This is a genomic window from Actinomadura napierensis (assembly GCF_039529375.1).
Lineage (GTDB): Bacteria > Actinomycetota > Actinomycetes > Streptosporangiales > Streptosporangiaceae > Spirillospora > Spirillospora napierensis.
This window is the reverse complement of the sequence record NZ_BAAAMR010000063.1, coordinates 37,304-62,454: the sequence shown is the minus strand read 5'-3', so window position 1 is coordinate 62,454 and position 25,151 is coordinate 37,304. Positions and strand designations below refer to the sequence as shown.

Genomic DNA, 25,151 nt, shown 5'->3' with positions numbered 1-25,151 from the left:
GGCGGCGTCGCGGCGGCCGGCCTCCTGCTCGTGCGCGGCGCGGTGCGCGTCGCTGCAGAACCGGTGCGCGCCGGGCGGGAGCGGGCGCGCGCAGTGCTCGCAGTACGCGGGGTCGGGATCGGGTTCCGCGACGGCGGGCTCGCCGGGCGTCTCGGGTGCCGGATCGTCGCCGCCCGCCGGGTCGTCGGGCAGCGGCCGCAGCGGCGCGGTCGCCAGTTCGACGGCCTCGGCGCCGGGGCCCCGCTCGTCTTGATCTTCGCGCACGGAAAGCATCCTAGTGAAGTGGGAGAAATCCGCACGTGAGGCACAAAAATCGGTCGAAGCCCCGCCTTCCCGACGTCGACACCCACCGCCTGGTCGCGACCGTCAGTGAGTGGCGTACCAGTGGGCCGACAGCAGGTGGACGACGGTCAGGACGCCGGCCCCGACGGCCATGCCCGGGACGCGGCGCAGGACGCCGAGCGCCGCGTCCCCCGCCTGGATCACGCCCGCGACGACCAGCAGCGGCACGATGGACGCCGCGTCGCCGACGAGCAGCACGGCCACGACGGCGATGCTCAGCGGTATCGCGCGGACGGCATAGACGCGGGCGTAGAAGTCGACTCCGGACGTGACGGTCTCTCCCGACGCCAGCATCAGGCCGGGACGCGCGGCGCCCAGCACGCTCGACGCGCCCGACACCAGCGCCGCGGCGGCGTTCAGCGTGACCAGCGCGATCTCGACGGCACCCATCTTTCACGCTCCAAATGATTCATGACCTGAATGATTTAGGACGAGTATCACCGGGCACCGCGAGCGGCGTCAAGGGCAGCCCCCTGGCTACCGGTCCGGTGCGGCCTCGGGGCGGAAGAGGGCGGCGGCGATCCGGGCGAACGAGCGAACGAGGGGGCCGGGGTCCGCGCCGGACCAGGCGACGACCAGCCGGCTCGGCGGCATGTCGGTCACCGGCACCGAGGTGAGTCCCTCGGGCAGCGCGTCGGCGAGCGGCCCCAGGCCGATCGTCCCGCTCCACAGCACGGCCTGCAGGCACTCGTTGATGGTGCGCACCACGGGCCGGTCCGCGGCGGAGCCGGCCGCGGAGCCGGTCCAGTAGGCCGACCAGACCGGGTCGGTCCCGTCCGGGAACCGGAACCAGCGGCGGCCGGCGAGGTCGCTCAGCCGCACGGCGGCGCGGCCGGCGAGCGGGTCGTCGGTGCGCAGCACGACCCCGACGGGATCGGCGCGCAGCTCGTGGACGGTGATCCCGGTGTCGTCGAAGGGCGTCCGAGTGAGGGCGACGTCGACCAGCCCGGTCCGCAGGCCGGTGGTCGGGTCCGTGAGGTCGGCCTCCCGGACGCGCACTTCGACGCCGGGGTGGCGGCGGCGGAACGCCGCGGCCAGGCGGGTGCCAGCCTGCTGGGCGCTGTCGGCGAGCGTGCCGATCGTCAGGGTGGCGGGGCCGGTCGCGGCGGTGACGCGGGCGCGCAGTTGCTCGGCCTGCTCCAGCAGCAGGCGCGCCTCGTCGTAGAGCACCGTCCCGGCGGCGGTCAGCGCGACCCCGGTGGGCGAGCGGTCCAGCAGGACGGCCCCGAGGTCGGTCTCCAGCTGCCTGACCGCCCGGCTCAGCGGTGGCTGGGTCATGTGCAGCCGGGCGGCGGCGCGTCCGAAGTGGCGTTCCTCGGCGACGGCCACGAAGTAGCGCAGCGAGCGTAGGTCCATCACCGGCGACGATACGCGGACGGTATCGGGTGAACGGAACCGGTGTTGGACGGCCCGGACGTCCCGGCGGTGCACTGGGACCGTCACTGACCTGCGATACAGGAGTCCGCGCAATGGCCGAGTACACGGCACCCGACCCGATCGTCGACGTCACCGGGGCGCAGGAGGTCGCCGACGATCTCGTGGTGGTCCCCAATCAGGGAGTGCAGCTGGTGCCGAACATCGGCGTGATCGGCGGCTCCCATTCGGTGCTGGTGGTCGAGACCGGGATGGGCCCCCGCAACGCCGAGGCCGTGCTGAAGTTCGCGGCCGAGTACGCCAAGGGCCGCAGGCTGTACCTGACCACGACGCATTTCCACCCCGAGCACTCGTTCGGCGCACAGGTGTTCGCCGAGGAGGCGACGTACCTGGTCAACGGCGCGCAGGCCGAGGAGCGGGCCGCGAAGGGCGCCGGTTACCTCGCCATGTTCCGGGGGCTCGGCGCGCCGGTCGCCCGGCAGCTCGAAGGCGTCGAGCTGGGCGTCCCCGACACCGTCTACGACCGCTCGCACGACCTCGACCTGGGCGGACGGGTGGTGCGGCTGCGGGGCACCGGCCGCGCGCACAGCCGGGGCGACCAGGTCGTGACGGTCCCGGACGCCGGGGTGATGTTCACCGGCGACCTTGTGGAGACCGGGCAGTTCGCGATCTTCCCCTGGCTGCCGCCGCACGACGCCGACGTCTCCGGGATCCGGTGGATCGAGGTGATGCGGCGGCTGGCGGCGGAGCGCCCCCGCGTGGTGGTCCCGGGCCACGGGGACGCCGGCGGCGCGCGGCTGCTCGCGGACGTCCGCGCCTACCTCGAACTGTTGCGCGACGAGACCTGGGCGCGCCGGGACTCCGCCGTGGGCGAGGAGACGATCGTCGAGGAGGTCCGGGCGCTGATGATCGAGCGGCACCCGGACTGGGCCGGACGGGAGTGGATCGAGCCGGGCATCGGCTGCTTCTGCGCCGAGCACCCCGACGATTCAGGCGAAGAATGATTTAGCGCGAGTAGCATCGGCGGCATGAGCGACGCGAAGGCCCTGCCCGCGACGGTGGCGTTCCGGCTCGGGACGCTCGGCGCGATCTTCGGCGACCGGCTGGCCGGGAGGATCGCCGCCTACGACCTGAAGCTCAAGCACGCCGGGCTGATGACCGCGCTGGAGGCGGGCGTCGCCGCCTCGCAGCAGGACCTCGCCGCGCGGATGGGCGTCGCGCCGAGCCTCGTCGTCGCGCTCGCCGACCATCTGGTGGCGCTCGGCGCGATCGAGCGGCGGCGCGGCCCGGCCGACCGGCGCCGGCAGGTCCTCACGCTGACCGGCCACGGCCGCGAGCTGCTGCGCAAGTGCGCGGCGGCGGCGCGCGAGGTCGACGAGGAGATCGCCGCCCCGCTCGCCCCCGCCCAGCGCGCCGCGCTGCACGAGGCGCTCGGGCTGATCGCCGAGCGGGAGGGGCTGCCCACCGCCTGACCGGCCCTCAGCCCGCGGCGTCCGGCGACCGCAGGACGTAGGAGCCGTCGCGGCGCTCGTAGACGGGGTCGGTGGTGTTCCACGCCGCGTCCCGCAGCGGGCGCTTGATCACCTTGTTGGTCGGGGTGCGCGGGAGCTCCGCCACGATCCGGACGTAGCGCGGCGCCCACTTGGTGCCAAGGTCGGGCTGGGCCTCCAGGAACGCGGCGAAGGCGCCGGGATCGAACGCGCATCCTGGGGCCATCGCGACCGCCGCCATGACCTGATCGCCGACATGCTCGTCCGGCACCGCGTAGACGGCGACGTCCGCGAACGCCTCGAAGCGCGCGAGCAGCCGCTCGACGGGCGCGGCGGCGAAGTTCTCGCCGTCCACCCGCAGCCAGTCGCTGTCGCGCCCGGCGAAGTACCAGTAGCCGTCGGCGTCGCGGTAGGCGAGGTCGCCCGACCACGTCCAGCCGTTGCGGACGCGCTTCGCCGTCGCCTCCGGGTTGTTGTAGTAGCCCTCGAACTTGGCGGCGCCCTTCATGTCGACGATCTCGCCGATCGCCTCCTCGGCGTTCAGCAGCTCGCCGTGCGCGCCGAACTTTGCGGGCGGGCATTCGCGCAGCGTGTCGGGGTCCATCACCACGGTGCCGTCCTCGGCGACGCCGAGCGAACCGGGCGGCGTCCCCGGGACGCGGGTGAGCCGGATCTCCCCCTCGCTCGACCCGTAGGAGTCGATGACGGTGCAGCCGAAGCGGCGCGCGAACTCCTCGATGTCGCGCTGGGCCGCCTCGTTCCCGAACGCGATCCGCAGCGGATTGTCGGCGTCGTCCGGCTTCTCGGGGACGGCCAGGACGTAGTTCAGCGGCTTGCCGACATAGTTGAAGAAAGTCACGCCGTAGCGGCGGACGTCCGGCAGGAACCCGGACGCGGAGAACTTGCGCCGCACCACCACGCAGCCGCCCGTCGCGACCGCCGGCGCGATCCCGGCCATCAGCGCGTTCGAGTGGAACATCGGCATCACGACGTAGAACACGTCGTCGCGGGTGAGGCGGCGCCGGTCGCGCTGCTGGACGGCGATCCGCCCGAGCCGGCCCTGCGTGCAGATGACCGCCTTCGGCGCCGCGGTCGTCCCGGACGTGAACACCAGCGAGAAGATCGTCTCCGGGGAGACCGGCTCGACGGCGGCGGGACGGACCGCGCCGAGCGCCTCGGCGTACGCGTCGGCGTCCACGGTCAGCACCGGGATCTCCGGGACGAGCCCGTCGACCAGCGGCGACCGGGACGTCTCGGTGACCAGCAACGCGCAGTCGGTGTGCGTGATGTCGCGGGCCAGCTCCGCGCCGCGCCGGGTCGGGTTCAGCTCCACCACCGGGACGCCCGCGAGGGCCGCGCCGAGCAGCCAGAACAGGTGCTCCGGCCCGTTCTCCAGGAACAGCCCGAGATGCCAGGGACCCGACCGCCGCGCGTCCCGGACGAGCCCGGCGCGCAGCCGCGCCTCCGCGACGACCTCGCGCCACGTCCACGACCGGTCCTCGAACCACAGGCCCGTCCGGTCGTCGTCCGAACGGGCCGCGACCAGCTCCCCGAAGGTGACCTCATCGGCCGGCCGGTCGTCGCCCAACACATCTGCCATCTGTCCCTCCCGCCCCCACGGTCGGCCACCGCCCGCCCCGCCCCCACCCCGCGTCCCACTCACCGAGACCCCATCACTTCACCGTTGAGTTGCGGCGAGTCGTCGTTATGGAGCGCTCCATAACGACGACTCGCCGCAACTCAACGAAGGGTTCGGGCGCGGCGCCTCCGGACGGGACGGGTCTCGATCGAGTCGATCCGCTGCTCGCGGCGGGCGATCCGCCACGTCCCGCCGTCGAGCCGGTAGGCGTCGGTGTAGCGGCAGTTCCATACGAGGTCGGACGTCCGGCCGTCGTCGCGTTCGGTCAGGTGGTGGGCGACGCAGGCGATCTCCCCGGTGGCCGTGCCGGGTTCGGGGCCCGCGTCGAACACCTGCCCGACGAGGGCGTGGAACGTGACCGGGATGCCGTCCAGCACCGACAGCGTCGCGGTGATCTCCGCGCGTCCGGTGAAGGTGCGCACCGGGTCGAGCTCATCCGGGGCGGACGGCAGGACGAGCACCGCGTCGGTGGTGAACAGGGCCGCCATCGCGTCGATGTCGCGGCGGTCGGCGTACAGCGCGTAGCGAGCGACCAGGTCGCCAAGGGCGATCCGGTCGTCCGTTCCCAGCGTCATGAGAGGCCGAGGCGCTGCGCGCACGCCGACAGCTCGTCCTTCGCCTCGTCGAGCGACTTCGTCGCGTTCCCGCGCAGGACGAGACGGCCCGCGCCGAGGCCGGCCAGCTTCTCCGCCTTCTCCGGGGTGACCGCCGACAGCGAATGGCCGAGCGTGAGTTCCAGCGCGTCCGGGTCGCGGCCGCTCTTCCCGGCCTCCTCGCGCATCAGCCCGACCAGCCCGCGAAGCTCGTCGCCGGCGACGCCGAGCGGCTGGAGGCCGTCGCCGTAGCGGCCGGCGCGGCGCGCGGCGGCCCTGGTGTGGCCGCCGACGTGGATCGGCACGCCGCCCTCCTGCACCGGCTTCGGGTAGCTCATCGCGCCCTTGAACCGGAAGAACTCGCCGTCGTGCGACGCGCCCTCCGGCCCCGTCTCCGCCCACAGCTTCCGCAGCACCTGGAGCTGCTCGTCGCCGCGCCGGCCGCGCGACTCGAAGTCGGCGCCGCACGCCTCGACCTCCTCGCGCATCCAGCCCATGCCGACGACCAGCCGCAGCCGCCCGCCCGACAGCGCGTCGATCGTCGCGAGCCGCTTGGCGAGCACCACCGGATGGTGGTTCGGCAGGACGAGCACGCCGGTGGCGAGGCCGATCCGGCTCGTCCGGCCGGCGAGGAACGCCAGCAGGTCGAGCGGATCGGGGATGTCCAGGTCGTCCGCCAGCTCCATCTTCCCCGAGCTGTCGTAGGGGTAGACGGAGGAGTAGCCGCTCGCCACCACCGCGTGCTCGACCGCGCCGACGGACTCGAAACCGCAGTCCTCGGCGTGCCGGACGTACGCGCCGACCCACTCGGGATCGGCGGTCACCCCGGCCGCGACGGGCAGCAGGACGGCGTACTTCATGCATTCTCCTTCTCGAGGGCGGCGGCGGCGCGTCCGGCGCGGCGGCCGAAGAACGTGCCGTCGCCCAGGGACGTCCCGCTGACGTACGCCTCGCCGTGCATGCCGGACGCGGCGCGGCCCGCCGCGTACAGGCCGGGCACCGGCTCACCCGAGTTGTTCAGGACCTCGCCGTCGACGGTGGTGTGCAGCCCGCCGAGCGTGAACCCGGACGCGCCGCTCGCCGGGCCGCCGGTGCCGCCGAAGAAGCCCGCGCCCGGGTCGATCGCCGCGAAGGGGGCCTTCAGCGGCCGCAGCCACTTGGGGTCCTTGTGGAAGTAGGGGTCCTCGCCCTTCTCGGCGTGCCGGTTGTACGTCTCGACCGTCGCCTCCAGGGACCCGGGCGGCATGCCGAGGGCCTCCTCCAGCTCGGCGAGGGTCTCGGCGGCGTGCTTCGGCAGCACGCCCCACCGGTCCGCCTCGGGGACGGACTCGTACCCCTCCTCGTCGATGATCGTCCAGTAGGGGCCCGGCTGGTCGCGGACCGCGTGGACGCTCCAGTGGCCCGGGTAGACGTCCTCGTTGAGGAACCGGCGGCCCAGCCCGTCCACGAGCATGCCGCGGCACACCATCGCGGGCAGCGCGGTCAGCGCGATCTCGACCACGCCCATCCGGCGGGTCGCGGCGCCGATCGCCGCCGCCATCCGGATGCCGGAGCCGTCGTCGAGGCCGTCGCTGACCTTGCCGTGCCCGAGCAGCACCGGCGCGTGGTCGGCCAGCATCTCCTCGTTGTCGACGAACCCGCCGGTGGTGAGCACCACCGCCCGGCGCGCCCGGTAGGCGACCCGCTCGCCGTACTTGCGGGCGACGAGCCCGGCGACGCGTCCGTCCCCGTCCAGGACGAGGTTGGACGCCGCGGTGTCGACGTGCGTGACGGCACCGGCCCCGGTCGCCGCCGCCGCCAGCTTCTCCATCAGCACGGTGCCGCCGAACCCGCTCGCCGCCGGGCGGTGCCCGCGCGGGACCGGCCGGGCGACGGTGTTGTACGGCCAGGAGTTCTCGCCGATCCACATCAGCCCGTCCTCGGACATGGGCATCCACGTCGGCGAGTCGTAGAAGCTGTGGTTGAACGCGACGCCGCACTCGCGGAACCACGCGAAGTGCTCGACGCTCCCGTCGCAGTACAGCCGGATCTTCCCGGTGTCGGCGTTCGGGCCGAGCGCCTTCACCAGGTAGGCGTACATGTTGTCGGGGTCGTCGTCGAAGCCGCACGCCTTCTGCACCTCGGTGCCGCCGCCGAGGTACAGCTCGCCGCCGGACTGCGCCGACGACCCGCCGGGCCCGCTCGCCCGCTCCAGCACCAGCACGTCCGCGCCGGCGCGCGCCGCCTCGTACGCCGCCGCCGCGCCCGCGCAGCCGAACCCGACGACGAGCACGTCGCACTCGTGGTCGAACGCGCCGATCTCCGCGAGCGGGACCGGCTCGACCGGGGAACGAGGGCTCACCCGATCACTTCCCGGGCGGGGCGAACGCGGCCAGCGGCTCGGAGCCCGACCAGTCGTGGCCCCAGTAGCTGTCCTTGGTGATCTCCTCGGCGGTGTAGTGCGCCTCGTCGACGAGCATGCCCTCGCAGCCGTACTCGATGTCCCAGCCGCCGGGGGCGCGCACGTAGAACGACACCATCTTGTCGTTGGTGTGCCGGCCGAGGGTGGAGGAGATCGAGAAGCCGTGCTCCTTCACCGCGTCCAGGGCGATGCCGACGGCGTCGAGGGTGTCGACCTCCACCATCAGGTGCACCAGGCCGGGCGCGCCGTCGTGCGGGGCCGGGCAGATCGCCGCGCTGTGGTGCCGCTGGTTGACGCCCATGAAGCGGATCCGCACCGGGCCGCCGACCTTCATCGCGCCGCGCGGCAGGAAGCCGAGCACCTCGTTGTAGAACGCGGCGGTCTCGGCGAAGTTCGGGGTGGGCAGCACCACGTGGCCCATGCCCATCGCGCCGGTGACGAACTTCTGCGCGAAGCGGGTCCGCAGCGGGCTGTGGTCCAGGACCGGGCCGAAGAACACCTCGACGGGCGTGCCGCCGGGGTCGGTGAACGCGATGACCTCCTCGGCGTCGCGCTCGGCGGCCTCCTTCGCCGGCAGCGCCGTCACGGCCGTGCCGGACTTCTCGACGGCCTCGCGGACGGCGGCCAGCGCGTACTGGTCGCGGACCTCCCAGCCGACGGCGAGCACCTTGTCGGTGTCGCCGGGCACCAGCCGCAGCCGCGACCGGCGCTCGTCCATGCGCAGGTACAGGCCGTCGGGATCGGGGCCGTCGCCCTCGGCGAACCCGAGCCCCTCGAGGGCGAACTCGCGCCAGCGTTCGATGTGCTGGGTCTGGACCTTCAGATAGCCCAGCCCTCGGATGTGCGTCACTGTCCTCGGTCCCTTCGGTGGTGCGGCCCGTACGGCGGCGCGGCCGACGCGGCGGCCGTTTCCGTCAACCTGCCAAATCCGGTGCCGGGACGCGGAGACCTTCCCGCTCAGTGAGAGTCTTTCGCCGCAACCCAACGAGGAGGTCGGATGGCGAAGGTCGCGCTTGTCACGGGGGCCAGTCGCGGGATCGGGCGGCGGACGGCGCTGGCGCTCGCGGGCGCCGGGTACGACGTCGCGTTCACGGCGCGGACCGCCGAGGAGGGCCAGGGCCGGATACCGCCGCGCTACGGGCACGCGGACGCCATCCCGGTGCCGGGCAGCCTGGCGCGGACGCGGACGGAGATCGAGGCGCTCGGAGTGCGGGCGCTGCCGGTCCGGATGGACCTGCTCGATCGGGCGAGCGTGACGTCGGCCGCCGCGACCGTCCTGGACGCGTGGGGCCGGGTGGACGTGCTGGTCAACAACGCGGTGGCGCACATCGCGGGTACCCACGAGCGGTTCCTCGACCTGGACGTCGACGTCGCCGCGCAGGTCGTGACCGGCAACTACCTCAACCAGATCGCGCTGATCCAGGCCGTGCTGCCGGCGATGCTGGAGCGGGGCGGCGGGACGGTCGTGAACCTGTGCTCGGGGTCGGCGACCAGCGACCCGCCGGGGCCGCCCGGCGAGGGCGGCTGGGGCGTTGCGTACGCGGCGTCCAAGGCGGCGTTCGGCCGGCTCGCGGGCGCGGTCAACGCCGAGTACCGCGGTCGCGGCGTCCGCGCGTTCAACCTCGACCCCGGCTTCGTGATCACCGACGCGGGCGCCGCACGCGGCGGCCTCACCACGCTGCAGGAAGAGGGGTTCGAGGCGACCCCGGAGGAGGCGCCCGGCGCCGCGGTCGTCTGGCTCGTCACCTCACCGGACGCCGACGCGTTCCTCGGCCGGGTGATCTGGACACCGAAGCTCGTCGCCGACCACCACCTGCTTCGTTGAGTTGCGGCGAGTCGTCGTTGAAGCGGCTCCCATAACGACGACTCGCCGCAAGTCAACGTCAGATCATGGAGCGCATCGGGCCCTGCGGGGGCTCGATGTCCAGGTCGGTCAGGGCGGACACGTGGTAGACCGAGCCGGGGACGTGGATGGCGTGCGCGAGGCCGACGTGCGCGTCCCGCCAGAACCGCTGGATCGGGTTGTCCAGCCGCATCGCGTTGCCGCCCGACCGCACCACGATCTCGTTCATCGCCTGCGCAGCGCGCCACGCGGCGCGGACCTGGGTGCGGCGGCCCGCCGCCCGGTCGGCGAAGCTGATCTCCTCGCCCGCCGCGACCCGGTCGTACATCCGCGAGCAGTTGTCCAGCAGTGCGGTCCGGGACGCCTTGATCTCCTCGGCGGCCTCACTGATCGCGTACAGCACGTACGGGTCGTCCTTGATCCGGGTACCGGTGATCTGGACGCGGTTGCGCTGGTAGGCCAGGTGGTGGTGCAGCGCGCCCTCGGCGATGCCGATCACGGCGGCGGTGATGCCGAGCGGGAACACGCACGAGAACGGCATCAGGTAGGACGGGTTGGTCAGCCCCGCCTCGCGCGGCGCCGAGCCGTCGACGACCTTGTCGTACCAGAGCGTCCGGTACGACGGGACGAACGCGTCCTTGACGATGATGTCCTTGCTGCCGGTGCCCTTGAGGCCGGCGACCTCCCAGGAGCCCTCCACGATCTCGTAGTCCGAGCGCGGCAGGATCAGGTGCAGCGACCGCGGCGGCTGCGCCATCTTGCCCTCGTCGTCGCCGAGCATCCCGCCGAGGAAGATCCAGTCGCAGTGGTCGGTGCCGGAGGAGAACTGCCAGCGGCCGTTGAAGACGTAGCCGCCGTCGACCGGGCGGGCGATGCCCATCGGCGCGTACGGGGACGCGATCCACGTGTCGGGGTCCTGGCCCCAGATCTCCTCGCGGACCTTCGGGTCGGCGTAGGCCATCTCCCACGGGTGGACGCCCACGATCCCGGCGACCCAGCCGGTCGAGCCGTCCAGGGAGGCGATGCCCATCACCGTCTCGGCGAACTCGCGGGGGTGCACCTCCAGCCCGCCGTGCGCGCGGGGCTGCAGCTGGCGGATCACACCGGAGTCGCGCAGCGCCTTGGCGGCCTGGTCGTCGAGCCGGCCGAGCGACTCGTTCGACGGGCCGAGCGCGCGGATCTCCTCGGCCCGCTCCATCATCGCGTCGAGCACGGGGTTGGTCATCAAGTCCTCCGATGTGTCCGTCAGCCGTCGTAGCTGATCCTGAGCCGGTCGCTGACCGGCCTCGCCTGGCAGGCGAGGATGAGGCCGTCGGCGAGATCCTGCTCGTCGAGGACCGAGTTGGCGTCGAGCGCGACCTCGCCTTCCAGGGCCACGCAGGCGCAGGCGGAGCAGTTGCCCTCCCGGCAGGAGAACGGGGCGTCGACGCCGGCGCGCAGCAGCGCGTCCAGCAGCAGCTGCGACTTCGGCCACGGCACCGTCTGGGTCTCGCCGTCGATCTCCACCTCGATCTCGGCGACGCCGGCCTCGTCGGCCTCCGTCGGCGGGTCCGCGTCCGGTTCCTCGAACGGGTCGCCGGCCAGGGAGAAGAAGCGCTCGACGTTCACCCGCATGCCGAGGCCGGTCAGCGCGGCCTCCGCCATGTCCATGAACATCCCGGGCCCGCACACGAACGCCTCGCGGCCGGTGAAGTGCCGGGCGAGGGAGTGGAACGCGGCGGGCGTCGGCAGGCCCTGCACGGACTCCAGCCAGTGCACGACCGTGAGCCGCTCGCCGTGCTCCTCGGTGAGGGCGCGCAGCTCCTCCGCGAAGATCACCGACCGTTCGTCGCGGTTGGCGTACAGCAGCGTGACGGTGCCGGTGCCGCCCGCGAGGACCGACTTCAGGATCGACATCACCGGGGTGATGCCGCTGCCGCCCGCGACCAGCAGCAGGTCGGCGTCCAGGGAGTGCGGGGTGAACGTCCCGGCGGGCCGCAGCACCTCCAGCACGTCGCCCGCGGCGACGTTGTCGCAGATCCAGTTGGACCCGATCCCCTCGGCGACCCGCTTCACCGTCACCTTGAGCCGCTCGTCGCAGACCGGCGAGCTGCACAGCGAGTACGAGCGCGCGACCCAGCCGTCCCCGGCGGGCACCCGGACCGTGAGGAACTGGCCGGGACGGTAGGCGAACCGGCCCCCGTCCCCCTCCATCGGTTCCAGGACGAGCGAGTTCGCGTCGGGCGTCTCCCGGACGACCTCGACGACGCGCGCCTTGAGCGATGCGGTCATGCCCTTCCCGAAGCCTTGTCCGCCGTGTCCGTCCCGCCTGCCGTGTCCGCCGTGCCTGCCGTGTCGAGGCCGGCGGCGTGCCGCGCCGCGATGTAGCCGAACACGATGGACGGGCCGATCGTGGCGCCCGGGCCGGCGTACTCGTTGCCCATCACCGACGCGGACGTGTTGCCCGTCGCGTACAGGCCGCCGATGACCGAGCCGTCCCCGCGCAGCACGCGCGAGTGCTCGTCGCAGACCAGGCCGCCCTTGGTGCCGAGGTCGCCGACCTCCAGCCGGAACGCGTAGTACGGCGCGGTCTCCAGCACGTCCAGGTTCGGGTTCTTCAGGTTCGGGTCGCCGTAGTAGCGGTCGTAGGCGGAGTCGCCCCGGCCGAACTCGGGGTCCTTGCCGTCGCGGGCGTAGCCGTTGAACTTCTGGACGGTCTCCTCCAGCGCGTCCGCCGGGACGCCGATCTTCTCGGCCAGCTCCTTCAGCGTGTCCGCCTTGAAGACGATGCCCTTGTCGTAGAACGCCTTCGGGATGGGCGCGCCGGGCAGGATCTGCGCGAACGGGTAGCGGGCGCGGGACTTGGCGTCCATCACGAACCACGCCGGGACGTGCCCGCCCTCCAGCTGGTCGTGGACGAAGTTGACGTACGGGGCGGCCTCGTTGGTGAACCGCCTGCCGTCCCCGGACACGATGACCTGGCGCGGGATGGCCCGCTCGGACACCAGCGGGATCACCGCGCCGAGCGGGTGCCGGACGGCCGGCATCCACCACGCGTCGTCCATCAGGTCGATCGCGGCGCCGAGGCCCTCGCCGGCGCGGATGCCGTCGCCGGTGTTCTCGCGGGCGCCCATGGCGAAGTCCTCCTGGCCGCCCTTGGGCAGGTACCTGTCCCGCATGTCCTGGTTGTGGTCGAACCCGCCGGTCGCCAGCAGGACGCCCTTGCGGCCGCGGATCCGCAGCGTCTCGCCGTCGCGGGTCTGCGCGACGATCCCGACCACGCGGCCGTCGCCGTCGGTGACCAGCTCGGTCATCGCGGTCTTCAGCCGCAGCGGGATCCCGGCGTCCTTCAGCGCCATCCGCAGCCGCGCGACGAGCGCCCGGCCGCCGGTCGCCATGTGTCGGCGGCGGACCAGGTTCGACGACACCCGCCACGCCGCGACCAGCGACGCCCGCCGGCCGGCCCACGTGCGCTTGGCCATCGCGAGGTCGTGGTAGTCCTTCGCGGTCACCCAGAGCCCGAGCGGGCCCTTCATGTTGTTCGGGCGCTGGTACTGCTCGTCCTCGCCGAGCTTGCGGGTGTCGAACGGCTTGGCCTCGATGGACCGGCCGAGCGGCCGCCCGCCCTCCAGCTCGGGGTGGTAGTCGGCGTAGCCCTTCGTCCAGAAGAACTGCATCCACTTGCTCCTGCAGACCAGTTCCATGGCGGCGGGGCCGTTGTCGACGTAGGCGTCCAGCCGGGCCGCAGGCACCTTCCCCTGGGTGAGCAGGTCGAGGTAGCGGCGGATCGACTCGCGGCTGTCGTCGTGGCCGCGCGCCTTGAGCGTCGGGTTGTTCGGGACCCAGATGCCGCCGCCGGACAGCGCCGTCGAGCCGCCGAACTTCTTGCCCTTCTCGATGATCAGTGGCTTCAGCCCGGCGTCGTGCGCGGTGAGCGCGGCGGCCATGCCGCCTCCCCCGCTGCCGACGATGACGAGGTCGTACTCCTCGTCCCAGGCGGCCTCCCCGCCGCTCATGCCTGGTCCTTCCGCGTCAGGAAGGCCAGCACGGCGCTCTCCCAGGCCGCCTTCTGCTCGATCATCACCCAGTGCCCGCAGTTCGGGAAGATGTTCACCTGGACGTTCGGGATGGTCCGCATCGGGATGAGCGCCATGTCGACGGGGCTGACCCGGTCGTCGCGTCCCCAGGTGATGAGGGTCTCGGCCCTCAGCTTGTGGAGCATCGCCCAGTAGGGCGGCTCGGGCGAGCGGGCCTGCGCCTTGAAGTTCGCGGTCATCGCGGCCGTCGAGTACATGCGGCGCGCGGCGGCGAGGGTGTCGGGGTCGGTGGCCTGCTGCCAGCGCTCCTCGATCAGCTCCTCGGTCACCACCTTCGGGTTGAACACCATGGAGTGCAGCCACCGGATCAGGCCCTCGCGGGTCGGGTCGTCGGTGAACTCCATCAGCAGCTTGATGCCCTCGCCGGGCCCGGGGCTGAAGATGTTGCGGCCGATCCCGCCGATGGTAACCAGCCGCCGCACCCGCTCGGGGTGCGCGAGGGCCGTCTGGGTGCCGACGATGCCGCCCATGGAGTTGCCGATCACGTCGACCTGCTCCAGGCCGAGGCCGTCCAGGAAGCGGACCACCGCGCCGGACGCGGCGGCCATCGGGTGCTCGTCGGTCGGGTCGCTCACACCGAAGCCGGGGAACTCCAGCACCAGGCAGCGGAAGTGCTCGGCGAACCGCGCGAGGTTGCCGCGGAAGTTGCGCCAGCCCGTCACGCCGGGGCCCGAGCCGTGCAGCATCAGCAGCGGCGGGCCGTCGCCGGCCTCGTGGTAGCGCAGGACGCCCTGGTCCGTGGCGAGTTCGCGCAGCGTCGACTCGTGGGTCAGCTCCGTGGGCATGTTCTCAGTCCTTCTGGGTGGCTTGCCGGAAACCTAACGGTCGTTTGGTCGGGACCGTCCAGTGGATTCCCGATCAGCGGGACGCCTCGCCGGGCCCCGCCGGAACCGCCCCCTTGACGGCCGGCCGGGCGCGGGCTTCCACTCATCGGGATCCGGTGGCGCGCGCGGCGCGGCGCGTGCCTACGGTCCCGTCCAACGAGACCGGCGACAGCGCCAGAGAGCCGCGAGGTGACTTCATGCCAGCAGAGCCAGCGCTCACCGCGGAGCCCGCAGAGCCCGCGGACTCCCCCGACCCCCTGGAGTTCCGGCGGGCGATGGCGGAGTTCGCCACCGGCGTCACCGTGGTGACCGCCGTCGACGGGGACGAGCCCGTCGGGTTCGCCTGCCAGTCGTTCGCGTCGGTGTCGCTGGATCCGCCGCTGATCCTGTTCTGCGCGGACCGGCGGGGCCGGTCGTGGCCGCGGATCCGCGCGGCCGGCCGGTTCTGCGTGAACGTCCTCGGCGAGGACCAGGCCGACCTGTGCGCGCGGTTCGGGTCGAGCCGCGGCCTGAAGTTCGAGGGGCTCGACTGGGACCTGTCCCCGCACGGCACCCCGCAGCTGCGGGACGTGCTGCTGAACGTGCACGCGACCGTGCACGCCGTGCACGAGGCCGGCGACCACGACGTGGTGATCGGCCGGGTGCTGTCCGTCCGGGTGCACGAGGCGCCCGGCGGGGTGTGGCGCCGCCCGATGCTGTTCTTCCGCAGCCGGTTCGGCGTGCACCCGCCCGACGTGCCGTTCGCCCCCGACCCGTGGGGCGAGGGCGACCGCTGGGGCTGGGGCTGAGGCCGCGGCCGAAGACAAGGCCCGAGACGGGGCCGGGGCGCGGCCGGTCGGCAGGGTCACATCCAGTCGCCGCGGCCGTCCACGGCGAGCAGCCGGTTCATCGTCGCGGCCGACCAGGTGTGCTCCGGGACGGGGCGGTCGGCGTGCGGGCGCCGGGTGCGGCCGCCGGCGCGTCCCGCCGAAGCGGCGCCGGGGAACAGCACCTGCGCGGTCTCGCGGGCGGCGGTGACCACCAGCGGCGCGACGTTCTCCAGCGGCGTGTGGATGTCGCCGACCAGGGAGATCCCGGCGACCGGGCCCTCGGCGCCGCGGACCGCGGCGGCCACGCAGGCGATGCCGGGGAACGACTCGCCGCGCTCGAACGCCAGGCCGCGGCGCTGCCGGACGCGGTGCAGCTCCTGGTGCAGGGTGCCGAGCTCGCCGATGGTGCGGCTGGTCAGCCGGGTGATCGCGGTGCCGAGCAGCGCGTCGACCTGCTCGGGCTCCAGCCAGGCGAGCATCGCCTTGCCGAGCGCCGTCGAGTGCGCGGGGACGCGGCCGCCGACCCGGGAGGGCACCGACGCGGCCAGGCGCCCGCCGAGCTTGTCCAGGTAGAAGACCTCGGCGCCGTCCAGCACGGCCAGGTGCGCGACGAGCCCGGTGGTGACCTGCAGCTCGTGCAGGTACGGCGCGGCGGCCTCGCGGATCTTGCCGTGCCCGCCGTCCTGCCCGCCGAGGCCGAGCGCCCGCTGGCCGAGGCCGTAGCCGAAGGAGTGGTGGGCGAGCCAGCGCTGCCGGACGAGCTGGTCGAGGATCCGGTGCGCGGTGGAGCGCGGCAGCCCGGTGCGGCGGGCCACGTCCTCGAGGGTGAGCCGGGCGGAGGGCCCGTTGAAGGCGTCGAGGATCAGCGTCATCCGCTCGATCATCGAGGGCGGCGCATCGCGCCGCACGGGCGCGTCCAGGGTCTCGGTCATCGCACCTCCCGGGAACACGACTGAAATGAATTCTTGTTGAGTGGAATCTAGCAAGTCCTGGCGCGGACCGGAAGGGGTAGCGTCAGGCCAGGTCACACCTGACCAGGTGGCACGCCCCCGGATCCTGGACGGTCCCCGGACGGCGAGTAGAACGTTTTCTTTCGAGAGGGGACGCGATGCGAGTCGGCATCGTCACGCCGGTGGTGGCCCAGCCGCCGCCCGGGCACGCCGGATGGGAGCGGGACGCCGGCGTCGAGGACGTGGGGCGGATCGCCGAGACCGCCGACCGGCTCGGCTACCACCACCTGACCTGCAGCGAGCACGTCGCGGTGCCGGTCGGCGCGGCCGAGCAGCGCGGCGGCGTGTACTGGGACCCGCTCGCCACCTTCGGCTACCTCGCCGCCCGCACCTCCCGGATCCGGCTGGCCACGCAGGTGCTGGTGCTCGGCTACCACCACCCGCTCGCGATCGCCAAGCGGTACGGCACGCTCGACCGGATCAGCGGCGGGCGCCTCACCCTCGGCCTCGGCGTCGGCAGCCTGGAGGAGGAGTTCGACCTGCTCGGCGCCCCGTTCGCCGGACGCGGCGCGCGCGCCGACGACGCCATCGCCGCGCTACGGGCGTCGCTGTCGCGGCGGGTGCCGGAGTACCACGGCGAGCACTACGACTTCTCCGGCATGGTCGTCGAGCCGCACGCCGTGCAGGAGCACGTCCCGTTCTGGATCGGCGGCCGGACGGCGCGCTCGCTGCGCCGGGCGCTCGCCGCCGACGGCTGGGTGCCGTTCGGGCTGCCCCTCACCGAACTCGCCGGGATGCTCGCCGAAGCCGACGTCCCGGACGGCTTCGACGTGGTGCTCGGGCCGTCCCGCCCGCTGGACCCGATCGGCGACGCGGAGGGCGCGGGCAAGGCCCTCGTCCGGCTGCGCGATGCGGGCGCGACGATCGCCGGCGTCCGCATCGCGGCGGAGTCGGCGACCCACTACTGCGAGCAGCTCGCCGCGCTCCGCGACCTCGCCGGCACCTACGGCCTCACCTTTGGAGACAAGCTTTGACCGATGTCGAGACCCGGCTGGCTGCCCTGGAGAACCGCATCCGCGCCCTGGAGGACGAGCAGGAGATCACCCGGCTGATCCTGTCCTACGGGCCGCTGGTCGACAGCGGCTGCGCCGAGGCCGTCGCCGGGTTGTGGGACGAGGACGGCGTCTACGACGTGGACGAGATCATGATGGACGGCCGTCCCGCGATCGACGCGATGGTCCGCTCCTCCAACCACCAGCGGTGGATCGCGGGCGGCTGCGCGCACTTCGTCGGGCCGCCGCACGTCACCGTGTCCGGCGACACGGCCACCGCCGTCGGCTACACGCTGATGATCGTGAACCGGGAGAACGGGTTCGCGCTGCGCCGCGCGACCGCCAACCACTGGACGCTGCACCGCACGTCCGGCGGCTGGAGCGTCACCAACCGGACGAACCGCGTCCTGGACGGCCGCGCCGAGTCCCCCGACCTGCTCGCCTCGCACTTCCCCGGGGCGGAACGGGTTTGAGCCGGAACCGCCGTGGCGCCCCCGGACGCGGGGGCGCCACGGCGGGCGGTGGTCACAGCAACGACGCGGCGTCGAGGTCGAGCGCGTGGTGGGCGTGCCGCGTGGTCATGGTGCAGAACATCTCGTCGCCCCGGTCGGTGCGTTCGACCAGCATCGACGCGCCGATGGCCATGACGATGCCCTGGAAGGCGTGCCGCCGGTAGCCGTCCCAGCACTCGTCCCAGGACACTTCCACGCCGCGTCCGGTGAGGGCGGCGTGGTAGCGGCGGACGAGTGCGTGCTCGTGCTCGCGGCGGGCCTCGACGGGCAGGCTGGAGCCGAGGAAGTACGCCAGGTCGGCGGCGCCCGGCCCGTAGGCGCAGGTCTGCCAGTCCAGGACGACCGGGCGCGGCCCGCCGAACAGCAGGTTGTCGGCGCGGAAGTCGCCGTGCATGAGGGTGGACGCGCCGTCCCGCGCGGCGAGGTAGCCGCCCATGGCCGGCAGGAAGTCCTCGATCAAGCCGATGACCTCGGGTTCCAGCCGTTCCGCGTACCGCTCCTTGAAGCCCTCGTACAGGCCCGCGACCATCGCGGTGGTGAACTCGGCGGCCTCGGCGCTGTGCCGGTTCAGCCACGGCAGGGCCGCAAGTTCCGGATCGTTCCACCCGGCGGCGTGGAGCGCGGCCATCTCGTCGACCGCGGCGGCGGCCTCGTCCGGCGAGACGCCCGCGAGCTGGTCGCCCGGCCGCGCGGGCGCGAGGTCCTGCAGCAGGACGACGTACTCGTCCTTCTCGGGCTCGTAGGCGGAGAAGTAGCAGGCGGGCACGCTGGCGTCGAGCCCGCCCGCGATCCCGGCGTAGAAGCTCGCCTCCACCTCGTAGGTGCGGATCGCGCGGGCCGCCGCGCGGCTCGCCTCGTCCGCCGCGGGCACCTTCGCGATCATCGTCGCGGGCAGCCCGACCCGGCCGTCGTAGGTCAGGCTCAGGCGCAGGCTGTCGGAGACCTGGCCGGTGCCGACGGGCTCGGCCGCGACGGCGGTGACCGACGCGCCGCCGAGGTCGCGCGCGAGCGCCTCGGTCAGCCAGCCGGCGGTCAGTCCGGCACCGCCGGCGACCGCCCCGGTCACTTCTCGTCGCCTTCCAGGAGGTAGGACCAGCCGTGGTCCTGCCAGCCGGGCGGCTGGTGCCATTCGGTCCAGCCGTGCCCGGTGCGGCCGTCCTCGGCGTCGAAGCGGCAGAGCGCGCGCGGGAAGTGCGCCGTCTGACCGTCCGGCGAGACGACGGCGACGGGCGCGAACGCCAGCGGCGTCGCGGTCATCGGGGCGCCCGGCACCCGCAGGTGCGACGACGCGGGCAGGTCGTCGGCGCCGAAGCGGGTCTCGGCGGAGAAGCCGTCGCGGTGCTCGATCTCGCCGCCCGGCGGCACCGCGAACGACGGCCACGGGATCGCGAACCCGATGTTGGCCTGCATGCAGTGGAAGAACGCGCCGTCGTCCAGCCGCCCTGACGACCAGAGCCACGACGTCTTCCACCAGTCGCGCTCGCCCCAGCTGTGGTCGCGCTCGCCCAGCGCGTCGACGGCGATCGTCTCGCCGCCGACCGTCACCGTCCCGGAGACCATGCACGGGATCTCGTAGCGCGGGATGTCCTTGTAGGGGTAGACGCCGCTGACGGTGTCCCATTGCAGGTCGAAGGCCAGACGTGTCGTCTCCGCGCCCGACGTGTCGCCGTAGGCGGCGGTGGGGTCGGGCAGGATCACGGCCTCGCCGTCCAGCCCGATCTTCGCGGGCCCGAACGGGTCGGCGATGCGCTGCGTGGCGTCGTAGGTGCCGGTGTGGACGTCGGTGGTGCCCGGCTTCGGCAGCGGCGCGTCGTTGTCGGCGATCAGGACGAGCGGACGGTCCTTGCCGGTGACGCACGCCCAGTACCAGGCGCGGTCCCAGTTCGGATACAGGCCGAGCCGGACGTACCCGGCGACGGACCCGTCCGGTGCGGCGAAGTCGAAGTAGTAGGACTCGTTCCACAGCACCTCGGGCCCGGGCTCGTGCAACCGCTCGTCCTCGGGCGTCAACTGCCAGGTGCCATGCTCGATGATCTTCGCCATGGGCGAACCTCCGGGGGTGGGCGGGGGTCAGGGGGCGGCGAGGCCGCGCAGGCGGCTCTTGGAGATCTTCCCAGTCGGGGTCCGCGGAAGCGAGGGCACGACGATCACTTCGGACGGGCACTTGTAGTGCGCCATCCGGGACCGGCAGAACCCGATCACCTCGGCCGGGGCCACGCCCGCGTCGGTGACCACGGCGGCGCAGACCCGCTGCCCCCAGTGCTCGTCCGGGACGCCGAACACCGCCGTCTCCACCACGCCCGGCAGCGCCATGATCATCCGCTCGGTCTCCGCCGGGTGCACGTTCTCCCCGCCGGTGATGATCATGTCGTCGGCGCGGCCCGCGATGTGCAGGTAGCCCGCCGCGTCGAGATGCCCGAGGTCGCCGCTGCGCAGCCGGCCCGACGCGTCGAGGACCTCGCCGGTGCGGGCCGGGTCGCGCCAGTAGCCGCGCATCATGAAGTCGGACGCGATCATGATCTCGCCCTGCTCGCCGGGCGCGCACTCCTCGCCGGTGCCGGGACGGACCACCGTGAACCGGACGCCGGGGATGGGCCGTCCGGTCGCGCCGAGCCGGCCGTCCGGGTCGTCCAGGACGTGGTCGGACGGCTCCAGGTGCGCGCAGAGCCCGCCCGCCTCCGTCAGCCCGTACGCCTGCGTGAACCCGGTGCCCGCGAGCACCTTCACCGCCGTCTCCAGCAGCGGGCGCGGGATCGGCATGCTGCCGTAGGCGATGTGCCGCAGGTCCGGGAGGGCCGCGCCGGTGCGGGACAGCTCGTCCAGCACGGTCTTGATCAGCGTCGGCACCATCAGCGCGTGCGTGACGTGGTGGTAGCGCAGCGCCCGGACGATCGACGCCGCGCCCGCGTCCGCCAGGAACAGCTGGGTCGTGCCGGACGCCAGGGCCATCTGCACCCAGCACGACCCCGCGACATGGAACACCGGCGGGACGATCAGCGCCGTCGACGACGGCGTCATCGCGAACGGCATCTCCATCGTGTAGCAGGCGTCGTTCGGGCCGCGGTCGAGGAGCACGCCCTTCGGGGCACCGGTCGAGCCGGAGGTGAAGAACAGCAGCGCGGCGTCGCCGGGCTCCGGGGCGAGGATCGCGTCCGGGTCGACCGGCCCTTCCGACCAGGGGAGTTCGCCGTCCGGGACGACGTGGCCCGGCTCGGCGAGGCCGGCGCTCCTCGCGTCGGCGACGAGCAGCGCCGGCTCGACGGAGTCCAGCACGGGCCGCAGCTCGGACGGGTCGAGCCGCCAGTTCAGCCCGGCGAGCACCGCGCGGCGCCGCCACGCGCCGAGCAGCAGTACGGGGTAGGCGACGTCGTTGCGGCCGAGCCAGCCGACGCGGTCGCCGGGCCCGACGCCGCGCGCGGCGAGGAACGCGGCGGCGCGGTCGGCGGCGGCGTCCAGCTCGCCCCAGGTGACCGAGGTGGTGGTGCCGATGACGGCGACCCGGTCCGGTTGCGTCCGGGCGAAGTGCCGCACGCGGTCGTCGATGCTGGGCACGGTGCCCTCCCTAGGCTCGGGCGCGGTCGGGGGTGCCGAGAAGGACATGGTCCGCCTTGGCCCGGCGGTAGTACAGGTGCGCGGGGTGCTCGAAGGTGAACCCGATCCCGCCATGGATGCGGATGTTCTCGGCGGTGGTGCGCGCGGCGGCCTCGCACGCCCAGGTGCGGGCGAGCGCGGCCATCGAGGCGGTCTCGCCGGGCGGGGCGTCCCCGTCCAGGGCGCGGACGGCGGCGGCGACGCAGGACCGGGCCGCCTCGACCTCGACGAGCATCTCCGCGCAGCGGTGCTTGATCGCCTGGAACGAGCCGATCGGCCGGCCGAACTGGACGCGGTCGCGGGCGTACGAGACGGCCATGTCGAGAGCGCGCTGCGCGACGCCGAGCTGTTCGGCCGCGAGCAGGATCGCCGCCGCGTCGAGGGCGCGGCCGAGCACCGGCCCGGCGCGTCCGGCCAGGGTCGCGGGCGTGCCGTCGCAGCGGACGCGGGCCATCTTGCGCGTCCCGTCCATCGTCTCGACGGGCGTGCGCTCGGCGGCGGTGACGGCGAACAGCCGGTCGCCGGTCCCGGTGACCAGGACGACGTCGGCGAGCGCGCCGTCCGTGACGAACCCGGCGGTGCCGGTGACGGTCCAGCCGCCGTCCGTCTCCACCGCGTCGAACGGGCCGTCGAGCGCGAGCGTCGCGATCGTCGTGCCGTCGGCGATGCCGGGCAGCAGGTCCTTCTTCGCCTGCCCGGTGCCGCAGTGCAGGACGGCCTGCGCGGCGAGCACCGCACTCGACAGGAACGGGCCGCAGGTCACGGCGCGTCCCAGCTCCTCCATCGCGACGGCCAGCTCCGCGTGCCCGAAGCCGGCGCCGCCGTACTCCTCGGGGATCGCGAGCGCCTGGAGGCCGAGCTGACCGGCCATCAGCGACCACAGGCGCGGGTCGTGCCCGGTCCCGGTCTCCATCCACCGCCGCACGTGCTCCTCCGGCGCGTGCGCGGCGAGGAAGTCGCGCACGACCTGCTGGAGCTCGCGCTGTTCGGGCGTCCGGACGAGGGTCATGACGCTCCCTTCGGCAGCCGCAGGCCGCGCTCGGCGACGATGTTGCGCTGCACGTCGTCGGTGCCGCCCGCGATGCTGAACGCCGGGATGCCGAGGACGAACTCCGACCAGCAGAACCGCCCCCACGAGCCGTCGTCGGCGACCAGGCCGCGGCCGAGCAGCCCGGTCAGCAGCCGCTCGGTGTCGGCCAGCGCCCGCACCAGCAGCAGCTTCGCCACCGACCCCTCGACCCCGTTCAGGCCGCCGCCCGCTCCCCCGCGCTCCTGCTCGCCGTAGCGTTCGGCGGTGAGGCGCATCGCGTCCACGCTCATCAGCGCCCGCTCCGCGTCCCGGCGGACCAGCGGGTCGTCCGCCTCCGGCAGCACCGCGACCAGCTGCCGCAGCCGCGGGACGAACCCGGCGGGCAGCGGGCCGCCGCCCTCCCCGCCGAGCGACGACCGCTCGCCGAGCAGCGTGGTCAGCGCGACCCGCCAGCCCTCGCCGGGGCCGCCCACCCGGTCCCGGTCGGGGACGCGGGCGCCGCCGATGAACACCTCGTTGAACGACGCGCCGCCGGTCATCTGCCGGATCGGCTCCACCCGCACGCCCGGGTCGCGCATGTCGACCAGGAACATCGTCAGCCCGGCGTGCTTGGACGCCTCCGGGTCGGTGCGGGCCAGCGCGAGCCCGATGTCGGCGAGGTGCCCGCCGGACGTCCACACCTTGTGCCCGTTGAGGACCCATGCGTCGCCGTCGCGGCGCGCCGCCGTCCGGACCGCCGCGAGGTCCGACCCGGCCTCCGGCTCGGAGAACAGCTGGCACGCCATCAGCTCACCGCGGTGCAGCCCCGGCAGGACCCGCCGTTTCAGTTCGTCGTCGCCGTGGGCGAGGACGGCCGGCGCGACGATGTCGAGGCCGACCGTCAGCGGCCGCAGGTCGGGCGACTCGAACCCGGCGAGCAGCCCCCGGAACGCCGCCTCGTGCTCGGCCGTCAGCCCGGCCCCGCCCAGCTCGGCGGGTCCGTCGATCCAGCCGAACCCGGCGTCGAAGAGGTCGCGCTGCCAGCGGCGCGCCGCGTCCAGGGTCCGCCGCTCCGCCTCCGGGTCGATCTCCTCGAACAGCGAGATCCGGTCGTCGCCCTCGCCCCACGCCGCGTCCTCGCGCGGGGCCCGCCGTTCGAGGCGTCCCGCGAGGAAGCGGGCGGCCCGCTCGCGGAACGCGGCGAGGTCCCCGCTCACCCCGCCTCCTCGCCGGTGAGGCCGGCGGCGGCGAGGCCGAGGCGTTTCGCGCGGTCCATGTCGTAGTGCTTGGCGACGACGAGGCGCTGCGCGTACAGGCCGCCGCCGGACTGGATCATGGTGACGAGCTGCCAGCCGCCGTAGGCGTCGGCGGTGATGTCGCGGATCGCGTGGAACAGCCGCATCCGGTACTCGGCGGGCACCCCGTCCATCGTCCGCATGTACTTCTCGACGAACGGGCCGACCTCGGAGCTGCGCAGGTCGTTCATCGACGGCGCGGTGAGCACGGCGCCGCCCGCGATGTCGTGCAGGTGCCGGACCATCAGGTTGAACTCGGCGGCGCCGTAGTGCTTGGCGGCGTTGGTGAACAGCTCGTCGGGATACACCCAGCCCTCGGGCGTCGTCTTCGCGTTGGCGATCGCGGCCTCCAGCCCGGCACGGGTCAGGGTCGCGTAGATGATCATCTCGGCGATCTTGTCCTTGATGTGCGCGACGCGCTCCAGCCCGTTCGCCTCCGCGATCAGCTGCGCGAGGCCGACCAGCAGGTCGCCGCCCTCGGCGAGGTGCGCGCTGCCGCCGAGTCGCTCCCACAGGCCCAGCGAGTGCGCGAACGTCGCCGAGTACTCGGTCTCCCCGCACAGGAACACCCGCTCGTTCGGGACGAACACGTCGTCCAGGACGACGAACCCCTCCGGCATGTTGTAGCGGGAGCTGTAGGGGAAGTGCTCCTCCTCGGCGCGCGGCGCGTACGTCGTGTTGACGATCTTCACGCCGGGCGCGCCGACCGGGATCGCGCAGGCGACCGCCCAGTCCTCCTCGCCGGGCTTCATCATCTTCGTCGGCATCACGACCAGCTCGTGGCAGATCGCCGCGGCGGAGATGTGCAGCTTGGCGCCGCGCACGACGATGCCGTCCGGGCGGCGCTCGACGATGCGGGTGTAGAGGTCCGGGTCGTCCTGCTTGGACGGCGGCAGCTTCCGGTTCCCCTTGGCGTCCGTGATCGCCTGGACGCAGCGCAGGTCGCGGGACTTGCAGTACTCGAAGTAGTCCTCGATGCGCCGCGCGTACCCGGGGTGGGTGCCGCGCATCCGGGCGGCGGCGGTCAGCAGCGCGAGCAGGCCCTGCGCGGTGGTCACCGTGACCATGTCCCAGCCGAGCAGCAGTTCGAGCTGCTCGCGCAGGTCTTGAGGAGAGCCGGGGATGTCGTAGTACGGGCCCGCCTCACCGTCACCGGGACGGTGGGTCGCGTCATAGCCGGACGCGACCCACCGCGTGGCCGCCTCGAACAGCGGCTCGGCGGCGACGTCGTCCACACGCTGTCCGTCCAGGTAGATCTGCCGGCCGTCGTCGAGGGAGTCGAGATACTGCTTGCCGGTCATCATCATCGCGCTGTGCTCCTCATCGGGCGGGGCTCCTCATCGGGCAGGGC

Annotated in this window: 25 protein-coding genes; 6 read left to right on the top strand and 19 right to left on the bottom strand. The window is 73.3% G+C overall.

All coding sequences use genetic code 11. The annotated features are described in order from the left end of the window. The 3 genes from ABD296_RS30400 to ABD296_RS30390 form a co-directional block, all read right to left on the bottom strand. On the bottom strand, positions 1–264 hold a 264-nt coding region (locus ABD296_RS30400; RefSeq protein ID WP_407061527.1), incomplete at its 3' end, for a C1 domain-containing protein. Positions 265–366: 102 nt separating this feature from the next. Beyond that, positions 367–732, bottom strand: a complete 366-nt coding sequence (locus ABD296_RS30395; protein ID WP_344274783.1) for a hypothetical protein — start codon at positions 730–732, stop codon at positions 367–369. Between the two features lie 87 nt (positions 733–819). Further along, positions 820–1,698 (bottom strand): LysR family transcriptional regulator, encoded by an 879-nt coding sequence (locus tag ABD296_RS30390; protein WP_344274780.1) that lies wholly within the window; start codon positions 1,696–1,698, stop codon positions 820–822. 113 nt (positions 1,699–1,811) lie between these two features. Here ABD296_RS30390 and ABD296_RS30385 point away from each other — a divergent pair, with 113 nt between their 5' ends. Both ABD296_RS30385 and ABD296_RS30380 read left to right on the top strand, forming a co-directional pair. After that, positions 1,812–2,720: an MBL fold metallo-hydrolase gene (locus ABD296_RS30385; protein WP_344274777.1), complete on the top strand. Its 909-nt coding sequence runs from the start codon at positions 1,812–1,814 to the stop codon at positions 2,718–2,720. A gap of 24 nt (positions 2,721–2,744) precedes the next feature. Beyond that, positions 2,745–3,188 (top strand): MarR family winged helix-turn-helix transcriptional regulator, encoded by a 444-nt coding sequence (locus tag ABD296_RS30380; protein WP_344274774.1) that lies wholly within the window; start codon positions 2,745–2,747, stop codon positions 3,186–3,188. 7 nt (positions 3,189–3,195) lie between these two features. Here ABD296_RS30380 and ABD296_RS30375 read toward each other — a convergent pair whose 3' ends face one another. The 5 genes from ABD296_RS30375 to ABD296_RS30355 all read right to left on the bottom strand — a co-directional run bounded on the left by ABD296_RS30375 (position 3,196) and on the right by ABD296_RS30355 (position 8,689). Then, positions 3,196–4,806, bottom strand: coding sequence for an AMP-binding protein (locus ABD296_RS30375; protein WP_344274771.1), 1,611 nt, complete (start codon positions 4,804–4,806; stop codon positions 3,196–3,198). 140 nt (positions 4,807–4,946) lie between these two features. Further along, the gene (locus ABD296_RS30370; RefSeq protein ID WP_344274768.1) at positions 4,947–5,420 is read right to left on the bottom strand and encodes a nuclear transport factor 2 family protein; all 474 of its coding nucleotides are present in this window, start codon (positions 5,418–5,420) and stop codon (positions 4,947–4,949) included. Continuing rightward, positions 5,417–6,298, bottom strand: a complete 882-nt coding sequence (locus ABD296_RS30365; protein WP_344274765.1) for an LLM class F420-dependent oxidoreductase — start codon at positions 6,296–6,298, stop codon at positions 5,417–5,419. The genes ABD296_RS30370 and ABD296_RS30365 overlap by 4 nt, the downstream gene beginning before the upstream one ends. Further along, positions 6,295–7,779 carry an FAD-dependent oxidoreductase gene (locus ABD296_RS30360; RefSeq protein WP_344274761.1) on the bottom strand — a complete coding sequence of 495 codons (1,485 nt, stop codon included), beginning with the start codon at positions 7,777–7,779 and terminating at the stop codon, positions 6,295–6,297. The genes ABD296_RS30365 and ABD296_RS30360 overlap by 4 nt, the downstream gene beginning before the upstream one ends. A gap of 4 nt (positions 7,780–7,783) precedes the next feature. Next, positions 7,784–8,689 (bottom strand): VOC family protein, encoded by a 906-nt coding sequence (locus ABD296_RS30355; protein WP_344274758.1) that lies wholly within the window; start codon positions 8,687–8,689, stop codon positions 7,784–7,786. Positions 8,690–8,836: 147 nt separating this feature from the next. On the opposite strand from ABD296_RS30355, the gene ABD296_RS30350 reads away from it, so the two are divergent. After that, a complete protein-coding gene (locus ABD296_RS30350) occupies positions 8,837–9,664 on the top strand; it encodes an SDR family NAD(P)-dependent oxidoreductase (RefSeq protein WP_344274755.1) in 828 nt (275 codons plus the stop codon). 58 nt (positions 9,665–9,722) lie between these two features. On the opposite strand, the gene ABD296_RS30345 is transcribed toward ABD296_RS30350, so the two are convergent. The 4 genes from ABD296_RS30345 to ABD296_RS30330 are packed head-to-tail and all read right to left on the bottom strand — an operon-like array spanning position 9,723 to position 14,543. Beyond that, on the bottom strand, positions 9,723–10,907 hold the full coding sequence (locus ABD296_RS30345) for an acyl-CoA dehydrogenase family protein (protein ID WP_344274752.1): 1,185 nt from the start codon (positions 10,905–10,907) through the stop codon (positions 9,723–9,725). A 20-nt stretch (positions 10,908–10,927) separates the two neighbouring features. After that, positions 10,928–11,953 (bottom strand): ferredoxin--NADP reductase, encoded by a 1,026-nt coding sequence (locus ABD296_RS30340; RefSeq protein WP_344274749.1) that lies wholly within the window; start codon positions 11,951–11,953, stop codon positions 10,928–10,930. Further along, complete coding sequence (locus ABD296_RS30335; RefSeq protein ID WP_344274746.1) at positions 11,950–13,677, bottom strand: FAD-binding protein; 1,728 nt, start codon at positions 13,675–13,677, stop codon at positions 11,950–11,952. The genes ABD296_RS30340 and ABD296_RS30335 overlap by 4 nt, the downstream gene beginning before the upstream one ends. Further along, a complete protein-coding gene (locus ABD296_RS30330) occupies positions 13,674–14,543 on the bottom strand; it encodes an alpha/beta fold hydrolase (protein ID WP_344274743.1) in 870 nt (289 codons plus the stop codon). The genes ABD296_RS30335 and ABD296_RS30330 overlap by 4 nt, the downstream gene beginning before the upstream one ends. A 236-nt stretch (positions 14,544–14,779) precedes the next feature. Here ABD296_RS30330 and ABD296_RS30325 point away from each other — a divergent pair, with 236 nt between their 5' ends. Further along, a complete protein-coding gene (locus ABD296_RS30325) occupies positions 14,780–15,370 on the top strand; it encodes a flavin reductase family protein (protein WP_344274739.1) in 591 nt (196 codons plus the stop codon). A 56-nt stretch (positions 15,371–15,426) separates the two neighbouring features. On the opposite strand, the gene ABD296_RS30320 is transcribed toward ABD296_RS30325, so the two are convergent. Next, the gene (locus ABD296_RS30320) at positions 15,427–16,323 is read right to left on the bottom strand and encodes an IclR family transcriptional regulator (protein ID WP_344274736.1); all 897 of its coding nucleotides are present in this window, start codon (positions 16,321–16,323) and stop codon (positions 15,427–15,429) included. 176 nt (positions 16,324–16,499) lie between these two features. Between ABD296_RS30320 and ABD296_RS30315 the strand changes: the two genes are divergently transcribed. Beyond that, complete coding sequence (locus tag ABD296_RS30315; protein ID WP_344274733.1) at positions 16,500–17,375, top strand: LLM class F420-dependent oxidoreductase; 876 nt, start codon at positions 16,500–16,502, stop codon at positions 17,373–17,375. After that, positions 17,372–17,866, top strand: coding sequence for a nuclear transport factor 2 family protein (locus ABD296_RS30310; protein WP_344274730.1), 495 nt, complete (start codon positions 17,372–17,374; stop codon positions 17,864–17,866). The genes ABD296_RS30315 and ABD296_RS30310 overlap by 4 nt, the downstream gene beginning before the upstream one ends. A 52-nt stretch (positions 17,867–17,918) precedes the next feature. Here ABD296_RS30310 and ABD296_RS30305 read toward each other — a convergent pair whose 3' ends face one another. The 6 genes from ABD296_RS30305 to ABD296_RS30280 are packed head-to-tail and all read right to left on the bottom strand — an operon-like array spanning position 17,919 to position 25,107. Continuing rightward, positions 17,919–18,971 carry a phosphotransferase gene (locus ABD296_RS30305; protein ID WP_344274726.1) on the bottom strand — a complete coding sequence of 351 codons (1,053 nt, stop codon included), beginning with the start codon at positions 18,969–18,971 and terminating at the stop codon, positions 17,919–17,921. Beyond that, positions 18,968–19,948 (bottom strand): DUF7064 domain-containing protein, encoded by a 981-nt coding sequence (locus ABD296_RS30300; RefSeq protein ID WP_344274723.1) that lies wholly within the window; start codon positions 19,946–19,948, stop codon positions 18,968–18,970. The genes ABD296_RS30305 and ABD296_RS30300 overlap by 4 nt, the downstream gene beginning before the upstream one ends. A 27-nt stretch (positions 19,949–19,975) precedes the next feature. Continuing rightward, entirely contained in the window at positions 19,976–21,457 is a 1,482-nt protein-coding gene (locus ABD296_RS30295; RefSeq protein ID WP_344274720.1) for a class I adenylate-forming enzyme family protein, read from the bottom strand. 10 nt (positions 21,458–21,467) lie between these two features. Next, complete coding sequence (locus tag ABD296_RS30290) at positions 21,468–22,505, bottom strand: acyl-CoA dehydrogenase family protein (protein ID WP_344274716.1); 1,038 nt, start codon at positions 22,503–22,505, stop codon at positions 21,468–21,470. After that, on the bottom strand, positions 22,502–23,722 hold the full coding sequence (locus ABD296_RS30285) for an acyl-CoA dehydrogenase family protein (RefSeq protein ID WP_344274713.1): 1,221 nt from the start codon (positions 23,720–23,722) through the stop codon (positions 22,502–22,504). The genes ABD296_RS30290 and ABD296_RS30285 overlap by 4 nt, the downstream gene beginning before the upstream one ends. Then, positions 23,719–25,107 (bottom strand): 4-hydroxyphenylacetate 3-hydroxylase N-terminal domain-containing protein, encoded by a 1,389-nt coding sequence (locus ABD296_RS30280; protein WP_344274710.1) that lies wholly within the window; start codon positions 25,105–25,107, stop codon positions 23,719–23,721. Before ABD296_RS30280 ends, ABD296_RS30285 begins: the two co-directional genes overlap by 4 nt. Positions 25,108–25,151 lie beyond the last annotated feature (44 nt).

Bases quoted from the DNA above. Each gene is read 5' to 3' on its own strand.
- ABD296_RS30320 (WP_344274736.1), bottom strand. From the start codon at position 16,323: ATGACCGAGACCCTGGACGCGCCCGTGCGGCGCGATGCGCCGCCCTCG.
- ABD296_RS30380 (WP_344274774.1), top strand. From the start codon at position 2,745: ATGAGCGACGCGAAGGCCCTGCCCGCGACGGTGGCGTTCCGGCTCGGG.
- ABD296_RS30345 (WP_344274752.1), bottom strand. From the start codon at position 10,907: ATGACCAACCCCGTGCTCGACGCGATGATGGAGCGGGCCGAGGAGATC.
- ABD296_RS30385 (WP_344274777.1), top strand. From the start codon at position 1,812: ATGGCCGAGTACACGGCACCCGACCCGATCGTCGACGTCACCGGGGCG.
- ABD296_RS30335 (WP_344274746.1), bottom strand. From the start codon at position 13,677: ATGAGCGGCGGGGAGGCCGCCTGGGACGAGGAGTACGACCTCGTCATC.
- ABD296_RS30300 (WP_344274723.1), bottom strand. From the start codon at position 19,948: ATGGCGAAGATCATCGAGCATGGCACCTGGCAGTTGACGCCCGAGGAC.
- ABD296_RS30390 (WP_344274780.1), bottom strand. From the start codon at position 1,698: ATGGACCTACGCTCGCTGCGCTACTTCGTGGCCGTCGCCGAGGAACGC.
- ABD296_RS30330 (WP_344274743.1), bottom strand. From the start codon at position 14,543: ATGCCCACGGAGCTGACCCACGAGTCGACGCTGCGCGAACTCGCCACG.
- ABD296_RS30340 (WP_344274749.1), bottom strand. From the start codon at position 11,953: ATGACCGCATCGCTCAAGGCGCGCGTCGTCGAGGTCGTCCGGGAGACG.
- ABD296_RS30350 (WP_344274755.1), top strand. From the start codon at position 8,837: ATGGCGAAGGTCGCGCTTGTCACGGGGGCCAGTCGCGGGATCGGGCGG.
- ABD296_RS30315 (WP_344274733.1), top strand. From the start codon at position 16,500: ATGCGAGTCGGCATCGTCACGCCGGTGGTGGCCCAGCCGCCGCCCGGG.
- ABD296_RS30375 (WP_344274771.1), bottom strand. From the start codon at position 4,806: ATGGCAGATGTGTTGGGCGACGACCGGCCGGCCGATGAGGTCACCTTC.
- ABD296_RS30370 (WP_344274768.1), bottom strand. From the start codon at position 5,420: ATGACGCTGGGAACGGACGACCGGATCGCCCTTGGCGACCTGGTCGCT.
- ABD296_RS30395 (WP_344274783.1), bottom strand. From the start codon at position 732: ATGGGTGCCGTCGAGATCGCGCTGGTCACGCTGAACGCCGCCGCGGCG.
- ABD296_RS30290 (WP_344274716.1), bottom strand. From the start codon at position 22,505: ATGACCCTCGTCCGGACGCCCGAACAGCGCGAGCTCCAGCAGGTCGTG.
- ABD296_RS30280 (WP_344274710.1), bottom strand. From the start codon at position 25,107: ATGATGATGACCGGCAAGCAGTATCTCGACTCCCTCGACGACGGCCGG.
- ABD296_RS30365 (WP_344274765.1), bottom strand. From the start codon at position 6,298: ATGAAGTACGCCGTCCTGCTGCCCGTCGCGGCCGGGGTGACCGCCGAT.
- ABD296_RS30325 (WP_344274739.1), top strand. From the start codon at position 14,780: ATGCCAGCAGAGCCAGCGCTCACCGCGGAGCCCGCAGAGCCCGCGGAC.